The 22766-nt window shown below is 69.7% G+C and carries 12 protein-coding genes; 5 read left to right on the top strand and 7 right to left on the bottom strand.

What is annotated here, in order from left to right; translation table 11 throughout:
* Positions 1 to 98: 98 nt before the first annotated feature.
* Together ACFUTX_RS09315 and ACFUTX_RS09310 are read left to right on the top strand one after the other, a co-directional pair.
* Positions 99 to 6164 (top strand): PKD domain-containing protein, encoded by a 6066-nt coding sequence (locus ACFUTX_RS09315; protein WP_378863202.1) that lies wholly within the window; start codon positions 99 to 101, stop codon positions 6162 to 6164.
* 239 nt (positions 6165 to 6403) lie between these two features.
* A complete protein-coding gene (locus ACFUTX_RS09310) occupies positions 6404 to 9940 on the top strand; it encodes a PKD domain-containing protein (protein ID WP_378863199.1) in 3537 nt (1178 codons plus the stop codon).
* A 3-nt stretch (positions 9941 to 9943) separates the two neighbouring features.
* Here the strand turns inward: ACFUTX_RS09310 and ACFUTX_RS09305 are convergent, their stop codons facing one another.
* The 3 genes from ACFUTX_RS09305 to ACFUTX_RS09295 are packed head-to-tail and all read right to left on the bottom strand — an operon-like array spanning position 9944 to position 13688.
* The gene (locus ACFUTX_RS09305; protein ID WP_378863196.1) at positions 9944 to 11407 is read right to left on the bottom strand and encodes a lipopolysaccharide biosynthesis protein; all 1464 of its coding nucleotides are present in this window, start codon (positions 11405 to 11407) and stop codon (positions 9944 to 9946) included.
* A complete protein-coding gene (locus ACFUTX_RS09300; RefSeq protein WP_378863194.1) occupies positions 11404 to 12615 on the bottom strand; it encodes a Coenzyme F420 hydrogenase/dehydrogenase, beta subunit C-terminal domain in 1212 nt (403 codons plus the stop codon). The genes ACFUTX_RS09305 and ACFUTX_RS09300 overlap by 4 nt, the downstream gene beginning before the upstream one ends.
* Positions 12612 to 13688: a polysaccharide pyruvyl transferase family protein gene (locus ACFUTX_RS09295; RefSeq protein ID WP_378863193.1), complete on the bottom strand. Its 1077-nt coding sequence runs from the start codon at positions 13686 to 13688 to the stop codon at positions 12612 to 12614. Before ACFUTX_RS09295 ends, ACFUTX_RS09300 begins: the two co-directional genes overlap by 4 nt.
* 130 nt (positions 13689 to 13818) lie before the next feature.
* Here ACFUTX_RS09295 and ACFUTX_RS09290 point away from each other — a divergent pair, with 130 nt between their 5' ends.
* Both ACFUTX_RS09290 and ACFUTX_RS09285 read left to right on the top strand, forming a co-directional pair.
* Entirely contained in the window at positions 13819 to 15123 is a 1305-nt protein-coding gene (locus ACFUTX_RS09290; RefSeq protein ID WP_378863190.1) for a hypothetical protein, read from the top strand.
* A 110-nt stretch (positions 15124 to 15233) separates the two neighbouring features.
* Complete coding sequence (locus tag ACFUTX_RS09285; RefSeq protein ID WP_378863187.1) at positions 15234 to 16925, top strand: polysaccharide biosynthesis tyrosine autokinase; 1692 nt, start codon at positions 15234 to 15236, stop codon at positions 16923 to 16925.
* On the opposite strand, the gene ACFUTX_RS09280 is transcribed toward ACFUTX_RS09285, so the two are convergent.
* Complete coding sequence (locus tag ACFUTX_RS09280) at positions 16900 to 18045, bottom strand: glycosyltransferase (RefSeq protein WP_378863184.1); 1146 nt, start codon at positions 18043 to 18045, stop codon at positions 16900 to 16902. The two genes, ACFUTX_RS09285 and ACFUTX_RS09280, sit on opposite strands and share 26 nt — an antisense overlap.
* Before the next feature lie 76 nt (positions 18046 to 18121).
* Here ACFUTX_RS09280 and ACFUTX_RS09275 point away from each other — a divergent pair, with 76 nt between their 5' ends.
* Entirely contained in the window at positions 18122 to 18778 is a 657-nt protein-coding gene (locus ACFUTX_RS09275) for a hypothetical protein (RefSeq protein ID WP_378863182.1), read from the top strand.
* Positions 18779 to 18788: 10 nt separating this feature from the next.
* Here ACFUTX_RS09275 and ACFUTX_RS09270 read toward each other — a convergent pair whose 3' ends face one another.
* The 3 genes from ACFUTX_RS09270 to ACFUTX_RS09260 all read right to left on the bottom strand — a co-directional run bounded on the left by ACFUTX_RS09270 (position 18789) and on the right by ACFUTX_RS09260 (position 22649).
* On the bottom strand, positions 18789 to 19760 hold the full coding sequence (locus ACFUTX_RS09270) for a DUF6492 family protein (protein WP_378863179.1): 972 nt from the start codon (positions 19758 to 19760) through the stop codon (positions 18789 to 18791).
* Between the two features lie 99 nt (positions 19761 to 19859).
* Positions 19860 to 21089: a DUF1972 domain-containing protein gene (locus ACFUTX_RS09265; protein WP_378863176.1), complete on the bottom strand. Its 1230-nt coding sequence runs from the start codon at positions 21087 to 21089 to the stop codon at positions 19860 to 19862.
* Positions 21090 to 21092: 3 nt separating this feature from the next.
* Positions 21093 to 22649 (bottom strand): sugar transferase, encoded by a 1557-nt coding sequence (locus ACFUTX_RS09260; protein WP_378863173.1) that lies wholly within the window; start codon positions 22647 to 22649, stop codon positions 21093 to 21095.
* Positions 22650 to 22766: the final 117 nt, after the last annotated feature.

Below are 22766 nucleotides of genomic sequence, written 5' to 3'. Positions count from 1 at the left end.
ACGTCTGGGGAGACGTCAGAAATCTGGGGAGCAGTCACATGGGTGGGACGTCGTTTGCCACGGGCTGGGGATCGAGACTGAGGAGCGCCATCGCCGGCGTGACGGTGACCGCCGTCGTCATCGGCGGACTCGCGCTCGGGGCCGCCGCCCCGGCCGCTGCAGCGGATCCCATTCCGGGGGTGGCGCCCATCGAGCAGCGCAACGCCGCGACGGTCACGGCCGACCCGCTGCCGACCGTGCAGATCGACTCGGGCATCGTCTGGGCGCAGGTGATCGCCGGCCGCACTGTCTTCGCGGGCGGCAGCTTCTCCAACGCTCGCCCCGCCGGAGCGAGCCCGGGGCAGAACCTCATGCCGAGGAGCAACATCCTGGCGTACGACATCGAGACCGGCGTCGCGACCTCGTTCGCCCCCACGATCAACGGCACGGTGAAATCCCTCGCCGTCTCGCCGGACGGCAAGACACTGTACGTGGGTGGATCCTTCAACCAGGTGAACGGCCAGACGCGTTACAACGTAGCCGCCTTCGACGTGGCCACCGGCGCGCTGCTCAACACCTTCCGTCCCGCGATCGGCGGGTCGTACGTCAACGCGATCGTCGCCACCGACACCACGGTCTACTTCGGCGGTCTCATCGGCGCCGCCGGCGGCATCGCACGCAAGAACCTCGCAGCGGCGAACGCATCGAACGGCGCGATCGTGTCGTGGGCCCCGACCGCGGACCTTCAGGTCGACACGATGGTGCTCGAACCGGGCGGCGGCAAGCTCATCGTGGGCGGCCGCTTCGCCGTGCTCAACGGCACCACCCAGCGCGGCCTCGCGGCGCTCGACCTGGCCAACGGCAGCATCCTCCCGTGGGCTGCGCCGGCCACCGTCCAGAACGGAGTTCCCGCGACCGACGCGAACGCGAACAAGGCCGGCATCTGGGCCCTGACCGCCGACAGCAACGCCGTGTACGGCACGGGCTGGGTCTTCGCCAACAAGTGGGTCGGCAACCTCGAGGGCATGTTCGCCGCCGAGGCGGGTTCCGGCGACATCCGCTGGATCGCCGACTGCCACGGCGACCACTACGGCATCTACTCCGACGGCACCAACGTCTACAGCACGGGTCACGAGCACGACTGCCAGACGGCCGGCGGACTCCCCCAGGCCTACCCCGCGCCGGGCAACATCCGTCACGCCACCGTTTACACGGCCGTCGCGAAGGGCACGCTGACGCGCAGCCCGTACGTGAACGACATCTACGCGGACTGGCAGGGCTACCCGGCACCCGCCGCGGTCAACTGGTTCCCCGACTGGATCACGGGCACCGCCTCCGGCTCGGGGCAGGCCGGATGGACCGCCACCGGCAACGGCCAGTACCTCCTCGTCGGCGGCGAGCAGACCTTCGTGAACGGCCAGCGCAGCCAGGGCATCACCCGCTTCTCCAAGACCCCGCCCGGTGGGCCGAAGTCCGGTCCCCGGCTGTCTGGGACGAACTGGACGCCGACCGCTCGCTCGGTCAGCGCCGGCACCGCGCGCGTGGCCATCAAGGCCAACTGGGACCGCGACGACCGCGACCTCACCTACGAGCTTTACGAGCAGGGCAAGGCGACGCCTGTCGCGACCGCGCAGAAGTCCTCGACCTTCTGGGACACCCCGAACGTGATCCTGACCGCCACGGGCCTCGCGGCCGGCGCGACGAAGACCTACCGGGTGGTCGCCCGTGACGGCGACGGCAACAGCGCCAACAGCGCGAACGTCACCGTCACGGTGAGCTCGGCCGACGCATCCGACTACGCCAACGCGGTGCTCGACGACGGCGCTTCGCTGCTGTGGCGCCTCGGCGGCGCCGATGGCGGCGCAGACTGGGCCGGGACGAACGACGCCGTGTTCAACAACGGCGTCGGCACCACGACCGACGACGCGCTCGCGGGCGAAGAGAACGGCTCGGCGACCATGCCGGGCGGCAACGGCTTCGCCTCGACGACCTCGACCTCGACGGTCGGCTCGTCGTTCGCGACCGAGCTCTGGTTCAAGACCGACACCACCTCGGGTGGCAAGCTCGTCGGCTACGGCGACAAGAACACCGACAACTCGAGCAGCTACGACCGCCACGTCTACATGAAGAACAACGGGCAGCTGGTCTTCGGCACCTACCCCGGCTACACCGCGACGGTGCAGAGCAGCAAGTCCTATAACGACAACAAGTGGCACCACCTCGTCGCCCAGCAGGGTCCGAGCGGGCAGCAGCTGTACGTCGACGGCAAGCTCGTGGGGTCGTCCACGGTCACGGGCGCGCAGGCCTACACGGGATACTGGCGCATCGGCGGCGACAACCTCGGCGGATGGCCGGACCAGCCCGGTTCGCTGTACTTCCGCGGCGCGATCGACGAGTTCGCCGTCTACGGGTCGACCCTGACGGAGACGCAGATCGGCGAGCACTACGAGCTCGGCAAGGGCCCGCACCTGCCCCCGGTCGCCGTGATCGAACAGGAGGCGGCGGGGCAGACCGTCACCTTCAGCGGCAAGAGCTCCACGGTGTCGGGCGACGCGGAACTTGCGAGCTACGCGTGGAACTTCGGCGACGGCGCAACCTCGACCGAGGCGACGCCCACCCACCGCTACACCTCCGCCGGCGACTACACGGTCACGCTGACCGTGACCGACACCCTCGGGTCGACGAGCCAGATCGTCACCAAGCAGATCACCGTCGGCCCGCCGACCGCTCCGGCGGCGAAGTATACGCAGCGTGTGCTCGACGACGGCGCCCAGGTCTACTGGGGACTGGGCGGCGCGACGGGGAACGTCGACTGGGTGAGCGACCGTGACGCGATCTTCACCGCGGGTGTGGGCTCGTCGGCGGACGACGTCTACGAGGGAGCGACCAACGGATCGGCGACCTTCGACGGCGGCTCGGCCTTCGGCCGGACCTCGCGCACGATCTCGGCGAACACGCCGTTCTCGGCCGAGGTGTGGTTCAAGACGACCACCACCAACGGCGGGAAGATCTTCGGCTACGGCGGCTCGGCAGAGGGCAACTCCGGCAACTACGACCGGCACCTCTACATGACGAACGACGGCCGCCTCGTCTTCGGCGTATGGCTCGGATTCGCCGCGATCGTGCAGACCCAGACCTCGTACAACGACGGTCAGTGGCACCACGCGGTAGCCCAGGTCGGGGCGAACGGCGAGCAGCTCTTCGTCGATGGCCAGCTCGTGGCATCCGACAACGGGGTCACCGGCGCGCAGCCGTACGACGGGTACTGGCGCATCGGCGGTGACAACATCGGCGGATGGCCGGGACAGCCCGCGTCGTACTACTTCGCCGGCCAGCTCGATGACTTCGCCGCGTACAGCCGCACGCTGTCGGCGGACGAGGTTGACGACCACTACCGGATCGCGAAGGGTCTCGCCACGACGCAGGCGCAGTTCTCGGTCACCGGCACCGGCCCGTCGCGCACTTTCGACGGCACGGCCTCCACGCCGACGCCGGGTCGGACGATCACGGACTACGCGTGGAACTTCGGCGACGGCAGCACCGGCTCCGGAGCGACGGCGTCGCACACGTACAACCAGCCCGGCACCTACACGGCGACCCTCACGGTCACCGACTCGGCCGGACGCAAGGGCGTGGCGACGTCGAGCGTGGTCATCAATCCGCCGCACCAGGCTCCGGTCGCGAAGATCGGCGCCGACGTCAAGGGCCTGACGGTCGATTTCGACTCGGATGACTCGACCACGTCGGGCGGCGCGACGATCACGGCCTACGACTGGAACTTCGGCGACGGTCAGACCTCGACGCAGGCCGATCCGACCCACGTCTACGCCGCGGCGGGCACCTACACGGTGTCGCTGACGGTCACCGACTCGGAGGGGGCGACCAGCACGGTGGCCACCGCGGAGGTGTCGGTCGAACACGCAGCTCCGACGGCGGCGTTCACGACGGATGCCTCGGGCCTGTCGGTCTCGGTCCACGCCAGCGCCTCGGCGGCTTCGGACGGTGCGACGCTGACGTACTCGTGGAACTGGGGCGACGGCTCGCCCGCGGGCTCCGGCAAGACGGCGACGCACACCTACGCCACTCCCGGCGAGCGGACCATCACCCTCACGGTGACCGACAGCCTCGGAGCGAGCGCGACCAAGACCGCGACCGTCACGGCGACCCACGCCGACCCGACGGCCTCGTTCACGACGCAGACGAACCAGCTGGAGGTGTCGGTGGATGCCTCGGCCTCGGCTGCGGCGGACGACGCGACTCTCGCCTACTCCTGGAACTGGGGAGACGGCTCTGCGGCAGGATCGGGCAAGACGGCGACGCACACCTACGCGGCGGGCGGCACCTTCGAGGTCACGCTGACCGTCACCGACAGCCTGGGTGCGACCGCGACGACGTCGAAGACCGTCACCGTGGCCGCGCAGACGGTGGTCGCGAGCGACGACTTCGACCGGACCGTAGGGTCCGGCTGGGGCAGCGCCACCGTCGGCGGGGCATGGAGTTCCGCGGCCAACACGTCGGTGTCGGGCGGTGCCGGCAAGATCGAGCTCGTCGCCGGCCGCACTCGCGCGCTGACGCTCGGCTCCGTCTCCATCGACGACCTCTCCGCGAGCCTGGTCTTCTCGGCCGACAAGGTGGCGAACGGCGGTGGCCTGCACTTCAGCTACGTGGTGCACAAGTCGACCTCGGGCGAGTACCGACTCAAGGTGCGCACGTTGTCGACGGGAGTCGTCCAGGTGAGCATGACCCGCCTGGTGGGAACGACCGAGACGGTCTTCGCAACGCAGAACGTTCCCTCCTACGTCTACACGGCGGGCGACAAACTGCGGGTGCGACTCGAGACCGAGGGCACTGGCGACGTGACCACCATGCGCGGCAAGGTGTGGCCCGATGGCACCACCGAGCCGAGCAACTGGACCGTGACCGGTTCGGGCAACGTCGCCGCACTCCAGGGCGCCGGCCAGGTCGGAGTCATCGCCTACGCCACCGGCACGGTCACCAACGGCCCGGTCGTGGTCTCGGTCGACGAGATCCGCGTCACCTCGCTCGGCGCTCCTGCGCCGCACGAGGCCCCGGTCGCGGTCATCGGTGCGAACACGACGGGTCTCACGACCGCGTTCGACGGCACCGGCTCGACCGCCTCGGGCGGAGCCACGGTCACCGGCTATGCGTGGGACTTCGGCGACGGCGCGACCTCGACCGAGGCCAAGCCGACGCACACCTATGCGGCCGGCACCTACACGGCGAAGCTCGTCGTCACCGACAGCACGGGGGCGACCTCGGCGGCGAAGACGGTCTCCATCACGGCTGCGCATGCGGCTCCGGTGGCGTCGTTCACGGCCTCGGCGACCGGCCTCGCGCTCTCGGTGAACGGGTCGGGCTCCACCGCGTCCGACGGCGCGACGCTGTCGCACTCCTGGAACTGGGGCGACAGCACCGCCGCAGGCACAGGCGCGACAGCCTCGCACACCTACGCGGCTCCCGGCACCTACACCGTGACTCTCACGGTGACCGACAGCCTTGGCTCGTCGGCGACGACGTCGCAGTCCGTGACGGTCAGCGCAGACGCGTTCGTCGCCAAGGACGACTTCGAGCGCAGTGTCGCCGCAGGGTGGGGCACGGCGGTCACCGGAGGCGCGTGGGGCACGGCCCCCGGCTTCTCGGTCGCCGACGGAGCCGGAAAGGTCACGCTCGCCGCGGGCCAGACCCGCTCGAACCTGCTGACCGGAGTGAACGCCCAGAACGTCGATGCGCGCCTGGTGTTCTCGACGGACAAGGTCGCGAACGGGGGTGGTGTGCACTTCAACTACCTCGTGCACAAGACCGCGGCCGGGGACTACCGGATGAAGCTCCGGGTATCGTCGGCAGGCGTCGTCCAGGTGTCCATCTCGAAGGTGGTCGGCTCGACCGAGACGATCATCACGAACCGGACGCTGACCGGCTACACGCACGCCGCCGGGTCGAAGCTGCGGCTGCGGCTGCAGGCGACGACGGCAGGCGGCGCGACGACGCTCACCGCGAAGGCGTGGGCCGACGGCGCGACCGAGCCGGTGGACTGGTTCGTCACCGCGACCGATGCACAGGCCGAACTGCAGGGCCCCGGACAGATCGGCGTGCTCGCCTACCTCTCCGGCTCCGCGACGAACGCTCCCCTCGTGGTGAGCGTCGATGACCTCGAGGTGCGCTAACAGCCCCACAGCGCACATCGAGCACCCAGGCACCCGCCTCCGTCCCAGGTCGGAGGCGGGTGTCTTATTCCGTCCGCGGAATACGCCCCGGATCCGACCGATCCCCTCGCGTCCCGCGGGGCCCGGTGCTAGTCTCTGCCGGAAGAGCGCCTGGTATCTCTGGGGAGTCTGGCGCCTCTTGAGCTGGCGAGCAGTCTGGGGTAGCCGCTCTGCGGCACCGGAACCAGGGGAGGTTCCCGATGCACCACGCACCATCCACCACGCCTCGGCGTCGGCGCACCCGAGCCGTGGGCATTCTCACCGTGGGCGTCCTGGTCGCCGCGGGACTCGTGGCAACGGTGGCGAGCCCGGCGGCGGCGGCCCCCGGACCGGCACCGATCGAGCAGCGCAACGCGCAGACCGTCACCGCCGACGCCCTCCCCACGGTGCAGATCGACTCGGGCATCGTGTGGACGCAGGTCGTCAACGGCACGACGGTGTACGCGGGCGGCAGCTTCTCTCAAGCCCGCCCCGCGGGTTCCAGCCCGGGCCAGAACCTCTTCCCGCGCAGCAACATCCTGGCTTACAACATCAACACCGGCGTCGCGACCTCCTTCGCGCCGACGATCAACGGCACGGTCAAGGCGCTCGCTGTTTCGCCCGACGGCTCGCGCCTCTACGTCGGCGGATCCTTCAACCAGGTGAACGGCCTCACGCGATGGAACTTCGCCGTCTTCGACACGGCGACCGGGGCGCTTCTCGAGAGTGTGAAGCCGGCGATCGGCGGCTCCTACATCAACGCGATCGTCGCCACGAACAGCACGGTGTACGTCGGCGGGCTCATCGGCGCCGCGGGGGGCGTCACCCGCAAGAACCTGGCAGCCGTCAACGCATCGAACGGTGCCGTGCTCGGGTGGGCGCCGACTCCGGATCTGCAGGTCGACTCCATGGTCCTGGCGCCCGGTGGGGGGAAGCTCATCGTCGCGGGCCGGTTCGAGACGATCAATGGCACGACCTCCCGCGGTCTGGGTGCCCTCGACCTCACCACAGGTGCCCTTCTTCCCTGGGCGGTCACGTCTGTCGTGAAGAACGGCATGGCCACCGGGACGCTCGCGGGTCGAGCCGGAATCTGGGCTCTCGCAGCCGACGGCTCGAAGGTGTACGGCACCGGATGGGTTTTCTCCAACGCGACCATCGGCAACCTGGAAGGACTCTTCGCAGCGGACGGACAGACCGGGCAGGTCAGCTGGATCGCGGACTGCCACGGAGACCACTACGGGGTCTTCTCAGACGGTACGAACGTGTACTCCACCGGTCACGAGCATGACTGCCAGACGGCGGGCGGGATGCCGCAGGCCTACCCCTCGCCGGGGAACATGCGGAACTCGAGCGTGTACACGGCGGCTGCGAAGGGGACGCTGACCCGCAGCCCCTACGTCAACAGCATCTACGCCGATTGGACCGGATACCCCGCTCCGGCGGCCGTGAACTGGTATCCCAACTGGACGACCGGGACCGCCTCCGGTTCGGGTCAAGCTGCGTGGACAGTCACCGGCAACAGCCAGTACGTCGTGTTCGGCGGCGAGTTCCCCCTCGTCAACGGACAGCGCAACCAGGGGATCGCGCGCTTCGCCCGGACGCCGTCCACCGGTGCGAACCAGGGTCCGCGTCTGTCGGGCGCGGACTGGACGCCGACGGCCCGCTCCGTGACCGCCGGAACGGCTCACGTGCAGATCCCGGCCAACTGGGACCGCGACGACCTCGACTTGACGTACGAGCTGTGGGCGCAGGGTGGAGCCGCGCCGATCGCCACGAAGACGGTGAAGTCGACCTACTGGTTCACTCCCGTGATCACCTTCGCCGCCGAGGGTGTTCCGGCGGGCTCCAGTCGCACCTACCGGGTCATCGCGCGGGACGGCGACGACAACAGCGCGACGAGCGCGAACGTCACCGTGACGGTGAACGGCAGCTCGACATCGTCCTACGCCGACACGGTCCTCGACGATGGAGCGACGACCTATTGGCGACTCGGCCCTTCGGGCGGCGGCACAGACCTCGCCGGAGGCAACAACCTGGTCTCCTTCGGCGGCGTGGGCACGACGTCCGACGACTCGCTGGCGGCTGAGGCGAACGGGTCCGGCACCTTCAACGGCTCCACGAGCGGATTCGCCCGCTCCACGAACACCACGGTGGTCGAGGAGGCGTTCGCCGTCGAACTCTGGTTCAAGACCTCGACGACGACGGGCGGGAAGCTGATCGGCTATGGCGACGGCGCGTCGGGCAACTCGAGCAACTTCGACCGGCACCTGTACATGCGCAATGACGGCTCGCTGGCCTTCGGTGTCTTCCCCGGAGTTCAGAAGGTGATCTCCACTCCGGCGACCTACCGTGACAACCAGTGGCATCACGCCGTCGCACAGCTGAACCCGTGGTCGGGCATCCAGCTCTATGTGGACGGGTCGCTCGTCGCATCCGACCCGTCGGCTACCGCGGGGCGGCTTTTCACCGGCTTCTGGCGCATCGGCGGCGACAACATCAACGGCTGGCCCAACCGTCCGACGTCGAACTTCTTCAACGGCTCGCTCGACGAGGTCGCGATCTACCCGCACATCCTGACCGCCTCGCAGATCGCGTCTCACTACGCCATCGGGCGCGGCCAGAGCCTTCCGACGGCGTCGTTCACGACATCCGGATCCAACCTCGCATGGTCGTTCGACGCGAGCGGATCCACCGCGCCGAGCGGGCGCACCATCACGTCGTACGCCTGGAACTTCGGCGACGGGTCCACCGGGACCGGTGTCAACGCGAATCGCACCTACGCCGCGCCGGGAACCTACACCGTCACGCTGACGGTGACCGACAGTGCGGGGATGACCGCGTCGACGACGCGCACCGTGAACGCCTCGGGACCGCATCAGGCCCCCACGGCGGTGATCGGCGCGAGCGCGTCGGGACTCACGGTCAACTTCAGCGGGAGCGGCTCGACCGCGTCGGGAGGCGCGACCATCACCGGATACGCGTGGAACTTCGGCGACGGCTCCACCTCCACACAGGCGAACCCCACGAAGACGTACGCGGCACCGGGAACCTACACGGTGACGCTCACCGTGACCGACAGCATGGGAGCGACGAGCGCACCCGCCTCGCAGCCGGTGACGGTATCCGCGCAGGTGTTCGTGGCGCAGGACGACTTCGCGCGCACCGTCTCGGGAGGTTGGGGTTCCGCTGTCGTCGGCGGCGCCTGGACTGTCAACAGCGCGGCCTCGTTCTCCGTCGGGGGCGGAGTCGGCTCGATGTCGCTGAACGCAGGACAGACGCGCAGCGCCACCCTCGCCGGCGTCTCGGCGCAGAACGTCGACGCCCGAGCGCTGTTCAGCACTGCCAGCGTCGCGAACGGCGGCGGGGTCCACTTCAACTACCAGGTGCACAAGACAGCCGCAGGCGAGTACCGGCTGAAGCTGCGGATCTCGTCCGCTGGAGTGGTGACGGTCTCGATCGCGAAGCTCGTCGGCACCACCGAGACGCTCCTCGTCAACCGAAGCCTGGGCGGCTACACCCACACGGCGGGCGGCAAGCTGCGGCTGCACCTCGTCACGTCCACTGCGGGTGGTGTCACGACCCTCAACGCCAACGTGTGGCCGGATGGGGCGGCGGAGCCGGGCGGGTGGTTCGTCACCGCGAACGACTCCCAGGCAGAGCTGCAGGGCGCGGGCCAGGTGGGCGTGCTCTCGTACCTGTCGGGATCTACCACGAACGTCCCCGTCGTCGTGACGGTCGACGATCTCGAGGTTCGCTGAGCGTCAGGCGCGCGGACGGCGCTTGATCATCAACTTGAGGAACGCGGTGATGCTGCGTGCGTCGCGGCGGCAGATCGGGATGACGAGAGCGGATGCTGCGGCGGCGAGGCCCGCCGCGACGCCGACCACGAGCATCGCCCAGACGCCCCACCGGGCGACGAGCATCGACGCGCCCCACGCGGCGGCGCAGGTCCACGCGCAGACCGCGAGGATCCGGCCGGCGCCCCCGTAGAGCCGCGCGGTGGGCATCGGGGTGATGCGGGAGAGCCAGAACAGCGACAGCGGCCATGAGATCGCCGGAGCGATCGCGAAGCCGATGGCCACGCCCAGGACGCCGTAGAACGAGCCGACGACGATGCAGGTGATCTTGATGATCGTGGTGACGATGGTGTACCGGAACAGCTGCTTGCCGAGCCCGCGTGACAGGTATACCCAGTAGCCCACGAAGGCGAGGGTCGTGAGGAGGCCCGCTACGGCGAACAGAGCGACGATCGGGATCGCGTCGAGCCATTGCGGCCCGAGCATGATGCGCACGATCGGGTCGGCCAGTGCCGTCACGAGGATCAGCGGGATCCCCAGCCCGTACCCGAGCATCAGTTGAGCCGAGGTCACGTAGTTGTCGAACCGCGGCGGGTCCTCCTGCACGCGGCTCAGCACGGGGAGGGCGACGTTCTTGGTCGGGGAGCGCACCTGGCTCAGCGGAGTCATCACGAGCTGGTAGGCCCGGTTGTAAAGGCCGAGAGGGGTTGTGCCGAACTTGAGTCCAACGATGATCGTGTCGATCTGAGACCCGCCGTACACGAGGAGGTTGGTGGCGACGATGTTCCAGCCGAACCCGATGAGCTCGCGGACCGAGTCCTTGCGCGAGTACCACCTCGGCAGCCATCTGCCGGCGATGACGCAGCCGACGAGCACGGCCACACCACTTGCCAGCTGCTGCAGCACCAGGGCCCAGTACTCCGCTCCTGCCACGGCGGCGACGATGGCGACGGCGAGCGCGACCGCTGCCGCCGTGATGTCGATCACGGCGAGCCCTTTGAACTTCAGCTCCCGCGCGAGGTTGGCGCGGTGCTGCGTCGCGAGGCCGTTGAGCAGGAAGAGCAGCGACAGCCATTGGACCATCCCCACGATCTCGGGCTCCCCGACGACGGCCTCGATAGGCCAGGCGAGGGCGAACATCACTCCGGTGAGGACGACACCGATCGCCGAGTTGATCCAGAAGAGGTTGTCACGCTGGCCTGTGGTGAGCACGGGCGCTTGGATGGATGCCGTCGTCAGGCCGAAGTCGCGGAAGATCTCTCCCACGCCGACCACGACGAGGACGATCGCGAGCAGGCCGTAGTCGTGCGGAGTCAGCAGTCGGGCGAGGATGACGACCGAGAGCAGCTGCAGGACGAGCTTGGCGATCTGCGCCGCGAGGGTGAAGAACACGCCCCGGGCCGCGGAGTGCGCGAGGTCCGAGCTCATCCGCGTCGTCCGCGTGCCGCCTGCACCCGGCGAAGCGTGCCTCGCAGCACCTGGGCGAACCGACGAGGGTGCGCGAGACCGAGGCGTGCCAGTCCGAAGCCGCGGTACTGCGGTGGCCGGCGGCCGGCGAGCGCCGATCCCCACAGTCGCGCCAGAAGATACCTGCGGCGCGCAGTCTGAAGCGGCTGGGCGCTGGCGAGGCCGTCGATGTCGAGCGGTCGCACCGCGATCACGCCCGCGGCGATCGCCGCCTCGATCATCTCTAGACCCCGCCGCGTTCGGGCGATGAGCGCGCTGACGCCCGCCTCCTCGACGAACTGTGGGTAACCCCGCTCATCCGTCACCCACGAGTCCGCGGCGACGATGTCGGCCGACTCCCCCACACCGTCGGGGCACACTTTGCATCGCCACTGGGTCGTGGGCCCCAGCGTGCTTCCCCACGACTCCTCGTAGTCGGCGCTCACCTCGGTGTCGCCGGAGCGTGCGGCGAAGCGCCCGGGCCAGCCATTGCCGCGATACCGGAGCGCGTCGACCTGCCGATCCGGCGCGATGCCCAGGCCGTCGAGAAGAGTGTCGGTGGCGTGCTGGCTCGGGGTCCCGGCACAGAAGAACGACAGCAGCAGTGGAGCTTCGTCGCCGAGAGAACCCTGCGCCGCGCGCGCGGCCGCGATCTCGCACGGCTTCGCCGTGACCGCGGTCCCGGCTGCGAAGGCGTCCGGGTTGCTGAGCGCCGCGACGGGCGCGTAGCGCGAGCCCGCGGCGGCGAGCGCCTGCTCGCGCGAAGTGATCGTGACCGGGATGCTGCGCCGCGGCCGAGCCGCGTCGCCCGCGGCGCCCGCGATCCGGGCAACCCGCCCGCTGTCGATCAGCCAGGCGTGGAGTGCCGTGAGCACGCCTCCGCTGCTCCCCGCGAGGCGGATGTCGGAATCGACCGCCCACGCCTCCCACACCGCGAAGAACGAGCCGAGAAGGGGATGGCGTTGGGAGCCGGCCGGGCGCTGCGCATCGACCCGGACGCCGGGGCAGGAGCGCGCGAACGTGCGCGCGGCATCCGGAACCTCTGCGGGCGCGCCGACCGCCACGGGCCGCACGTACCCCGCCGCGTCAAGGCGCATCTCCAGTCCGCGGTCGAGCCGCGGGCACAGGCCGCACCCCGAGCAGGCGTCCCGAGCGAGGACGTCCTGAACCCGATCGCGCAGCTCGGTCACATCACGCTCCGCACCAGCTCGCCGACAGGGGAGAGGAGTTCCTGGCCACGCGCCCTCGCGTCGAGCGCGCGTTCGGACAGTCCGGGCGCCGCGACTTCTCGCAGGACGTCGGCCGCGGCATCCGTCGACTCTGCCAGCGAGATGACGTGCGACCACCCCAGTTCCGCCATCAGCGGCTGGAACTTGCGGGAGTAGGCCATCGCGACGGCCGGCGTTCCGGTGGAGAGGGCGTTGAGGCACGCGTGCATCCTCGCGCCGATGACGAGCTGCGCGGCCGCGATGGCCGACCGCGCGTCATCGAGGTCTGCCGGGACGTGCAGCCCGAGCCGCCCGTCGTACTCGTCCTGAAGGGCGCGGGAGACCGGGACGTCGTTGTCGGGGTCATGACTGTCGAGGACGTGGGGCAGGAGCGTGACTCTGCGACCGTCGGAGAGGAGCCGCGAGATGATCGTTCGGACTGCCGCGCGGTAGGAGCCGTGATCGACGTGGTCGCTGGCCTTCCACAGCAGCCCTGAGACGTTCAGCAGGACGTCGTGGTCGCCGGTGGGCTCCGGCTGGGAGATGCCGAAGACGAGGTCGGTGGTCGTGCGATCGGCCGGGCGGCCCAGGCCCTGCGCCGCCCGGGCGCTGGCGGGGTCGCGAGCGAAGACGAGCGCCGACCGCCGGAGGTTGCGCTGGGCGAGAAGACGACCCCGTCTGGTCCGGAACGGGCCGATGGTCTGCGGCGCGAGGGCGGTGACGGCTCCCGCTTGCGCGGCGAACTCGTGGACCAGCGACATCTTCGCGTGACGCTGGATGCCGTAGATGTCGGCGAAGCTGTCGCCCGAGCGGGTGTCCCAGTAGAGGTCGAACTGTCCGAGCCACTCCATCATCCCGGCGCGGCCGGTGAGGCGTTCCCGCACCAGCGAGCGCGGTCGACCCCACGGCAGGGCGGCCGGCCGGGCGCCGAAGTCCATGAACTCGATCCGGGCGTCGGGGAGGGCGGCACGCAGAAGGTCGGCCGAACCGCGGCCGAGCGCGCGCACGCCGAGGTTGGGAGATGAATCCCCCGCCCAGCCGACGAGTACGCGCACTCGTTCTATCCCCCTTCGGCCCGTTCACCCGAGCCCCTTCCCCGCGTCCATCCTATGGGGAGGGGGACGCACTCCCTTGCAGGGCGGGATTCCGCCGTAGAATCGGGCGACGGAGTTCAGGGGGCCCGGCGTGGGATCGAATCCGATACAGCTCGTGGCGCTCGCCGCGGCGGCGATGGTCGCCGTGCTGGGGCTCGTGCTCCTGATCCGCCGGCATCCGCGCTGGGGCATGGCACTGTGGACGCTCGCCTTCTTCTTCACGCCCATCTGGCTGGGAGCCGGAGTGATGAGCATCTTCGTCAGCGGTCTGACGGCGATGACGGTGATCGCGATCATCTCGGGGGTCGGCCCTCGTCTTCGGTGGTCGCAGGTCGACACCGTGATGCTCGTCCTGCTCCTGGTGATCCTGCTGGCCTTCGCTTTCGGCGGATCCATCACCGGTCATGTGCAGGACACGGTGGTGATGTGGTTCCTGCCATACGTCTGGGGCCGTATCGTCCTCTCACGGGTGTCCGAGGACTGGGTGGCGGCTTGCATCGCCACGGCGGCGGTCGCCGCATCTCTTCTGGCCGTCTTCGAGTTCCTCACGAGCCAGAATTTCTTCCTCCTCCTTCCGGGAGCCTCCTCGTCGATCTGGGGCGCTGTCCAGGTGCGGGGTGGCCTGCTGCGGGTGGAGGGCGCCTTCGGGCACTCGATCGCGCTAGGCGGCGCCCTGGCGATCTCGGCCGCATTCGTCCTCACCGCCCGCTGGCGTCCCTGGCTTCGAGCCGTGTGCCTCGTCGTGGTGGGTGCGGCCACGGTGCTGACGTTCAGTCGTCTGGGGATCATCGGCTTCGCGCTCACAGTGGTCCTCGGCGTGATCTTCCTCGGCAGGTACATCGGGCGAGGACTGCGGATCGGTGTCCTCTCGATGCTCGTCGTCGGCGCCGTCGCCGTCGTCCCGGTGATCCTCGATGTGTTCGGCGAGGCCGGGTCCGAGGCGGAGGGCAGCGCGAACTACCGGGTCGATCTCCTCGGACTCACCAACTCGATGGTCGTGCTCGGCATCTCGCCCGATCGTGAGGTGCTGCCGACCGGCGAGGACTACTGGGCTGGCTTCCGATCGATCGACAGCGCCCTCATCCTCATCGGGTTGCGATTCGGGATGCTCCCGCTCGCGGTCGTCCTGCTCCTCCTCGTGATCCTCGTGGTCAGCGTCGCGCTGGGGCGCGCGACGCCGGCGAGCGTCGCCCTGGTCGCTCAGATCCCGGCGTTCGCCACGGTCGCGCTGATCACCCAGTACGCCGCTTTCGTGTGGTTCACCGCCGGGCTGGCGGTGAGCGCCTACGCCGTGCGGTACGGGCCATACGCCGGGCTGCTGTCGGTGGAGCCAGAGCGGATCGAGTACACGCCGACGCCCTCCCGCGGCCTCCTCCGAGCGGGAGTGAGCCGGTGAGAGACGGAAATGAGCGCGGTCGTCGGTAATCTGTACCCAGGGGAGTGGCGACCACCGTGTCGCCCTGTGCGTTCGCGTACTCGCGCAGCGCGTGGATGGAGCGAGGGCGAATGGCCGACATCAAGACGCAGGTGACGCCGGGGCGCATCTTCAGAGTGCTTCTGCGCGCGTGGTGGGTGATCGTCTTGGCCGGCCTGCTCGGAGGACTGCTCGCTTTCGGCTACTCGAGCACTCTCGCCCCGGTCTACCAGTCGACGGCGTCGACCTACTTCTCGATGCGGTCGGCCAGCAGCGGCTCCGACATCAATCAGGGCTCCGCCTACACGCAGAGCCAGATGCTGTCGTTCGCGCAGCTCGCGATGTCGTCGGTGGTGCTCGATGAAGTCCGCGCCGACCTCGACGCCGATCTCACGAACTCGCAGATCCGCAACATGACCACGGTCACGATCCCGCAGAACACGGTGATCCTCGACGTGACGGCGGGCTCGACCGATCCGGACTTCGCGGCCGAGGTGGCCAACAGCGTGGCCGAGAACCTCGCGCAGGTCGTCGACGAGATCTCGCCGAAGGATGACGCGGGCAATGCCACCGTTGTGGCGCGGGTGATCGAGCCCGCGACGCCCGCCGCCTTCCAGTCCTCTCCGAACAAGCAGCGTGACGCCGTGCTGGGCGCGTTCGCCGGTGCGCTCCTCGCCGCGCTGGGGATCGCGGTGTGGACGCTGCTCGACACGCGCGTCCGCTCTGAGGACGCCCTGCGGCGCATCACCGACCTTCCCGTCCTCGGCGGCATCCCTCGTCGCAAGGACAAGTCGCGCCGCGCTCTCGTGGTCTCCGAGCCCAACAGCACGAGCGCCGAGGCGTACCGGCGCGTGCGATCGAGCCTCCGGTTCGCCGCGGTGGAGCATGAGATCTCCGCGATCGCGGTCACTTCGTCGATCCCCGGCGAGGGCAAGACGTCCACGGCGGTGAATCTGGCGCTCACGTACGCAGAAGCCGGGCTTCGCGTTCTGATCGTCGACGCCGACCTCCGTCGTCCGATGGTCGCCGAGACCCTGGGGCTGGAGAACTCGGTCGGCCTCACCACGATGCTCGTCGGCGCCGTCGACTTCGAGGGCGCCAGATTGCCCTGGGGCGACACGTCGCTGTGGGTGCTGCCCGCGGGCGAGGTGCCGCCGAACCCGGCCGAGCTGCTGGCGTCCGTCGCGATGACCGAGCTTCTGCGTGAGCTTCGTGCGCAGTTCGACGTCATGATCGTCGACACCGCGCCGCTGCTGAGCGTCTCGGACGCGACCATCATCGCCCAGAGCGTCGACACGACGATCGTCGTGGCGGACGTGACCAAGGTGCACCTCGCGCAGCTCGGGCGGTCGCTCGAGGCGCTGGACCGGGCTCGCGCTCAGGTCGCCGGAGTGCTGTTCAGCCGGGTCAAGCGACAGCGCGGCGACGATTACAACTACTACTACTACGGCCCGTCGGGCGGCCGGCGCCAGCGCACGGCCGCGCCGCAGAGCCGGCGCGAACGGCGTGGCGGCAAACCGGCGTCGGTCCCCGTCGAGATGCCACCCGCCGATGACCGCGCCGCCGTTGCGGCGGCGGAGGTTCGGGGCGACGCCCAGGTCGGTGCGATCGACGAGGCGGCCCTGGCGGACGACCGGCACGCGACGGCCCCGGACGACGCGTCGATCGCCGACACCCGGCGTTCCGACGGCGACGGGCTGCTGTTCGACGATGAGGACGACGCCGCGGCGGGTGACGACGCGATCGAAGACGCCCGGATCACCGCCGACCGAGGCGACTCGTGACGATCTCGGCGATCCGGTCCTGATAACGGCGCGGTGAGTGGCGTTCGGCCGCGATGACCCGCGACTGCTCCACCTGACCGCGCAGCTCATCCCACCGGACGCCCACGTCGATCAGAGCGTCCGCGATGGCGGCAGCCGAACCGGGCTCCACGCGTGTGGCTGTGGGGATCCCTTCGGTCGCCTCCCGCAGCCCCGAGGTGTCGCTGGCGATGACCGGACGCGCTGCGAGGATGCCCTCCACCGCCGTGTTGCCGAATGGCTCGTCGAGTCGGGACGGCACGACGAGGACGTCTGCGCGGTCGAGAAAGCCCCAGATGTCGGAATGAAAACCGTGGAGAGTGATGCGATCGTCCAGCCCGTGTCGGGCGATATCGTCACGAATCGACTGCTCGTACGGCTCGTACCCGGGGAAGGTGGAGCCCACGATGTCGAGCGTCACTCGCACGCCCCGCTCGTCGAGGATGCGCACCGCCTCGACGACCAGGTCGGCGCCTTTGCGAGGAGACAGGCGGCCGACGAAGAGGACTCTGACGCCGTCGGCGGTCGACTCCCGCGGCGGCGACGGGGCGTCCGGTCCGGGGACCGCGTTCGGGACCACCTCGGCGCGCGACGCCAGTCGCCGATACGTCGACGTCATCACCGCCGAGCTGAATGCGCTGTTGACGACGATGCGGTCGGCGGCGAGTGCCGGTGCGTACAGAACCCCCTTCGTCAGGCGGCCCGCCGACGCCTCGCCTTCGTGCACGTGCAGCACGACCGGTACCCGGCGCAGGCGGCTGAGCAGCGGCCAGAGGGGAAGCGTGATCGTGCTGACATACACAGCCTTCGGCCGCGTTCCGCTGAGAAGCGCCCAGGCCGCGCGTCCGCCCGCCCAGGACGTCCGGATGAGCTCGCCCCAGCCTGACGGACGCATCAGGCGCTTTCGCAGGACGAACGCCGGCGCGATGACCACCTCCGCCCCGGCGTCGATAATCGCATCTCGGAGCGGACCCGCTTCGGGCACGGTGACGACGACCCGTTCGCCGGAACGGACCAGGCCGATCACACTGTCGAGGAGGACGCGGTCGGATCCGTAGAGTTCGGACCCCGGATGGGCGACGAGCACGGTGGACGACGTCATCGAGTCAGTTTGCCAGAGCATCGATGGCGCTCCGGTCGCGGGGCGGTACGGTGGGCGTCAGACATAGAGGAGGAACATGTCGAATCGGGTGCTCTTCGTGTGCGCGGCCAATGTGTGTCGTTCCCCCTTCATGGCGGCGACCTTCCTCCAGGAGGACTCCCGTGGTGCCGGCACTGACGGCGGCGCCGGCCTGATCGCCGTCAGCAGGGGCATCTCCGTGGTTCGTGAGCACCAGATGTGCCGGCTTGCGGCGTCGCTGCTCGATGCAGACACGCCGGGTTCGGCGTCGGCCGCCGCTCACGTCTCCACGCAGATCGCGCAGGCCGACCTCGAGGAGGCCGACCTCGTCATCGTCGCGTCCCGCGAGGAACGGGGCCTCATCGCTCGCATGCGTCCTGACGCGCGGGGCCGCACCTTCACGTTGAAGGAGGCGGTGGCGCTCGGCGAACCGCCTCTCGACTCCGCCGAGCGTCGCCGCTTCGACGCGGACGACGGCCTCCACCTGGAGACGCTCGCCGCATTTGCGGCGTTCCTCGACCAGCGGCGCGGACGCATCCAACTCGCTCCGGCACCGCGGGCGCGATTCCCGTGGTCGTCGCATGATGACCCGCGTGACGTTCCGGACGTCCACCACGACTCGACTCGACGACACACGCGCGTGCTGAAGGAGTCGCGCGAGCTCGTGCGTGCGCTCCACCGGCAGATCCGTCTCTCCGTCGGCGCTCACGCCTAAGCCTTCCTGATCAGCGGCCTGGGCGGCGCAGGCGCGACGCGACGCGGGCGCGAAGGATCTCCGCACCGTACTGGCGGCGGAAGGTGCGCCTCACGCGCCGGAAGTCTTCCGGGCCTGCGACGAGGCCGCGCTCGGCGAGGAAGTCGGCGAGCAACGCCGCGCCGTCGTCATCGAGGCGGTGAAGAGCTCGCCGGTGGACACCGAACGCCGGGGCATCCCATCGCTCCGCCTCTTCGACCGCCGCCGTCACTCCGGCGCGGCTGGCCGCACCGCCCCACACCGTCGGAGCCTGGATGGCCGCGTCGACGTAGGTGCGGTCCCACCCGCCGTCACGGCGCAGCAGCCAGGCTGAATAGAGCGGGAACTCAGTGAGGTCCGCGCTGACGAATTCGTCGGCGAAGGGTCTCCCCGACGACGTTTCGACATCGTCGATGAGTGCAGCGGCAACGTCGCGGTGCATGACGAACGGGGTCGACGTGGGCGGGAAGTGATCTGCGGCGCTCGGGTCGAGCTGGAGGTAGGTCAGCACGCGCTCCAGTCGGGGGAGCAGCGGGTGACTGCGATAACTGTGGAACCCGGTGCGGGCGCGCCCGTCGTCCGACAGGAAGTCGCCGACGCCGACGGGGCGGATCAGGTGGTTCTTCGCGTCGAGGAGCACGTACGTCGGGGTGGGCACCACTCGGTTCACCGTGAGCTTGATGACCTGCTGGCTCATCCAGCCGGACGATGCCACGTCGCCCCCAAGGTCGGAGCGCCGGATAATCCGCACCCGCGCGGCCAGAGGCCCGTACGCGTCGCGCAGGCGGCGCTGAGCGCGGGTGGAGAGCGCGGGCGTGCCGTTGTCGACCACGATGACAGATGCGACGTCCTCGGGCCGGGCGAACAGCGCGAGAGAGCGCGCCTGCAGCAGCAGAAGGGTGTCCTCGGCGCGATAGGTGATGGTGACGAACGTCAGCGGCTTCGTGTCGGTGCCCGCCTTCATCAAGCCTGCCACTCCTTCTCGCGGGTCCGGGACCCGCCGTGCTCCGAGCCTAGGGGCACGACGGTGCGCTCACCGCTCGCCGGGACCGCGTTCCCCGGTTCACCCGACGAGGACCGGCTGCCGCACCCCGAAGTCCCACTCCTCCGCCGCTCGGGTGGCGCGGCGCGCCTGGCGGTGCACGGACTCCCCGGCCGCGAGCCGGCGTGCCAGGTCTTCGTAGGCCGTCGCGACGTCGTCCCACCGGAACTCGTCGCGGGCACGCGCGCGCGCACGCTGTCCGAGGCGCGCGACGGTCGCGGCATCCGACTCGATCCCTGAGAAGTGCATGCTGACGTCGCCGGAGTCCGCGAAGAACCACGCCTCGTCGTCGAGCACCTCGCGGTTGAATGCGACGTCGTACGCGATCACCGCGGTCCCGGCACCCATCGCCCGCAGGAGCGACGGGTTCGTGCCGCCGACCGAGTGGCCGTGGACGTACGTGTAGGCGTGGAGGTACAGGGCGTCGAGCAGGTTCTGGTCGTACACCCCGCCGAGGAACCGGATGCGCGGGTCGTCGGCGGCCGCATCGCGGATGGCCTGCGTGTAGCCGGCGCTGTAGGGCGCCGACCCGACGACGACGAGCGGCTTCGTGGCGCTGCTGCGCTGGTAGCCCTCGACGATCTCGAGAACGTGGTTCTCGGGTTCGAAGCGCGCGACGACGAGGTGGTAGCCGCCGGGCTCGAGTCCGAGCTCGCGGATTCCCTCGGTGGGTGCCGTCTCGAGGATCGGAGCGCCGTAGCGGATCAGCTCCGTCGGCACGTCGAATTGGTCGGCGTAGTAGTCGGAGATGCCGGGCGCGTCCGCGATCAGGGCATCGGCGGTGCGCACACCGAACTGCTCCGCCCAGCGGTAGTAGGCCTTGCCTCGCGCGCCCCACTTCGAGCGGCGCCACTCCAGACCGTCCATGTGCAGGGCGGTCCGGATGCCGCGAGCCCGCAGCACCGGCAGGAACGGAGCGTTCGCCGCGTTGAACACGAACGCCGCATCGGGCCGACGGTGGAACAGGGCGTGCAGGGCCGACAGACCGGTGTGGCTGAGCGTCTCGAGCTGCTTCACCGGCAGCGCCGGCAGGTGAACGACGTCCATGCCGAGGTACGTCCGGTCGTGCAGGGCGGACCCGCGGGTGTACACGGTCACTCGGTGGCCGCGCTCGACCAGCCGGCGGCCCACCTCCTCGACGGCTGTCTCGAAGCCCCCGTAGGCAGCGGGGACGCCGCGCGTGCCGATCATCGCGATCGTGAGCGGGTGGGCGGCTGCAGGCGCGGCCGCCTCGCTCGTCGTGGTCGCCATCGGTCAGTACGCTCCCTTCGGCTGGACCATCACTCGGGCGGTCCGCCACATGATCATGAGGTCGTTCATCGCCGACCAGTTCTCGACGTAGCGCAGGTCGAGCCGGACGCTCTCCTCCCACGAGAGGTCGCTGCGGCCGCTCACCTGCCACAGTCCGGTGATGCCGGGCTTGATGTACAGGCGACGGAAGACCGTTCCCTCGTACGCCCGCACCTCGCGCGGCAGCGGCGGACGAGGCCCCACGATGCTCATGTCGCCGACGAGCACGTTCCAGAACTGCGGAACCTCGTCGAGCGAGAGCTTGCGCAGGATGCGCCCCACGCGGGTGACGCGCGGGTCGTCCTTCATCTTGAACAGCGGCCCGGCGCCCTCGTTTGCGGCGAGCAGTGCGTCGAGCTGCTGCTCGGCGTCGGTGCGCATGGAGCGGAACTTGAGGATGCGGAACTCCCGGCCGTCGCGGCCGATGCGCTTCTGCGAGAAGAACACCGGTCCGCCGTCCTCGATCAGGATCGCCGCGGCGATGATGATGGCGAACGGCAGGAAGGCCAGGAGTGCGACACTCGCCACGGCGATGTCCATCGTGCGCTTGAGCGCGAGACGGCCGCCCTCGAAGCGCGGGATCTTGACGTGGATGAGCGGCAGGCCGTCGACCGGGCGCAGCGAGATGCGCGGGCCGGCGACGTCGGCCAGACGGCTCGACAGGATCAGCTCGGCCGCGGTCCCCTCGAGCTCCCAGCTCAGCCGCTTGATGTACTGCGGGTCGGTGTCGGGCCGGCTCGCGATGATGATGGAGTCGGCGCCGAGCTCGACGGCCGTGCGTGCCACGCTCTCGATGTCGCCGACCGCGTTGTACGCGCGCCCGTCGACAACGATCGACTCGTCGTCCGAGTCGGCGACGGTCGCACCGACCACCAGGTAGCCCAGCTGCCCGTCGCGCTGGAGCGTGCGGACGACGTAGCTGACGTCATCGTGGCTGCCGACGACCAGCGTGCGCGAGACGTAGTGACCGAAACGTCGCTGGTGGTGCAGCCAGCGACGCCACGACCAGCGGCCGATGAGCAGCGCGAGCAGGCCGATCGGTGCCGCGAAGATGAGCTGTGCGCGGATGCCCTGCCACTGGAACACGACGAAGGCGATCGCCAGGATGCCGAAGGTCAGTCCCGAGGCGTGCGCCACGCGCTTGTACTCGGTCGCGCCCGACCCGGTGATGTCGAGGTCGCGGGTGTGGAACGCCGCGAGCACCAGCAGCCAGAAGGCCGCGGTCATCAGCGGGATCCGCGCGACGATCCAGGGATCGGCGGCGAGCAGCTCCGGCGCGATGAGTGAGAGTTGGAGGACAGGCGTGAGCGCCGTGGCCAGTACCACGATGGCGGTGTCGGTGAAGCGCAGACGCCTCACGTACCGCCGTTCCCACAGCAGTCGTCGCTCGAGCGTCGGCGTCGAGCGCGGGGTGACCCGCGTGACGGTCGAAGCGCGGTCGAACGGCAGCGGTGCCGCGACGGTGCCGAATGCCGGCACCGGGCGCAGCGTGGCCGGAAGAGCGCTCTCGACGGCGCTCACAGCCTGTCCCCGATTTGCGAAAGCGCGAAATCGCGCAGCCATCGAATCATCGATGCATCCCCAGATTGTTCCCCAGTGATCCGCAGGCCCCCCCGCGGATGCATTCACTGAACACCA

This window comes from Microbacterium sp. NPDC057407 (genome assembly GCF_042803895.1).
In the GTDB taxonomy this organism is placed as follows: Bacteria; Actinomycetota; Actinomycetes; order Actinomycetales; family Microbacteriaceae; genus Microbacterium.
This window is presented reverse-complemented; position numbering and strand designations above follow the sequence as displayed.

Coding starts and splice junctions, on each gene's coding strand:
- ACFUTX_RS09310 (WP_378863199.1), top strand. CDS start 6,404: ATGCACCACGCACCATCCACCACGCCTCGGCGTCGGCGCACCCGAGCC.
- ACFUTX_RS09305 (WP_378863196.1), bottom strand. CDS start 11,407: ATGAGCTCGGACCTCGCGCACTCCGCGGCCCGGGGCGTGTTCTTCACC.
- ACFUTX_RS09285 (WP_378863187.1), top strand. CDS start 15,234: ATGGCCGACATCAAGACGCAGGTGACGCCGGGGCGCATCTTCAGAGTG.
- ACFUTX_RS09280 (WP_378863184.1), bottom strand. CDS start 18,045: ATGACGTCGTCCACCGTGCTCGTCGCCCATCCGGGGTCCGAACTCTAC.
- ACFUTX_RS09275 (WP_378863182.1), top strand. CDS start 18,122: ATGTCGAATCGGGTGCTCTTCGTGTGCGCGGCCAATGTGTGTCGTTCC.
- ACFUTX_RS09270 (WP_378863179.1), bottom strand. CDS start 19,760: ATGAAGGCGGGCACCGACACGAAGCCGCTGACGTTCGTCACCATCACC.
- ACFUTX_RS09265 (WP_378863176.1), bottom strand. CDS start 21,089: ATGGCGACCACGACGAGCGAGGCGGCCGCGCCTGCAGCCGCCCACCCG.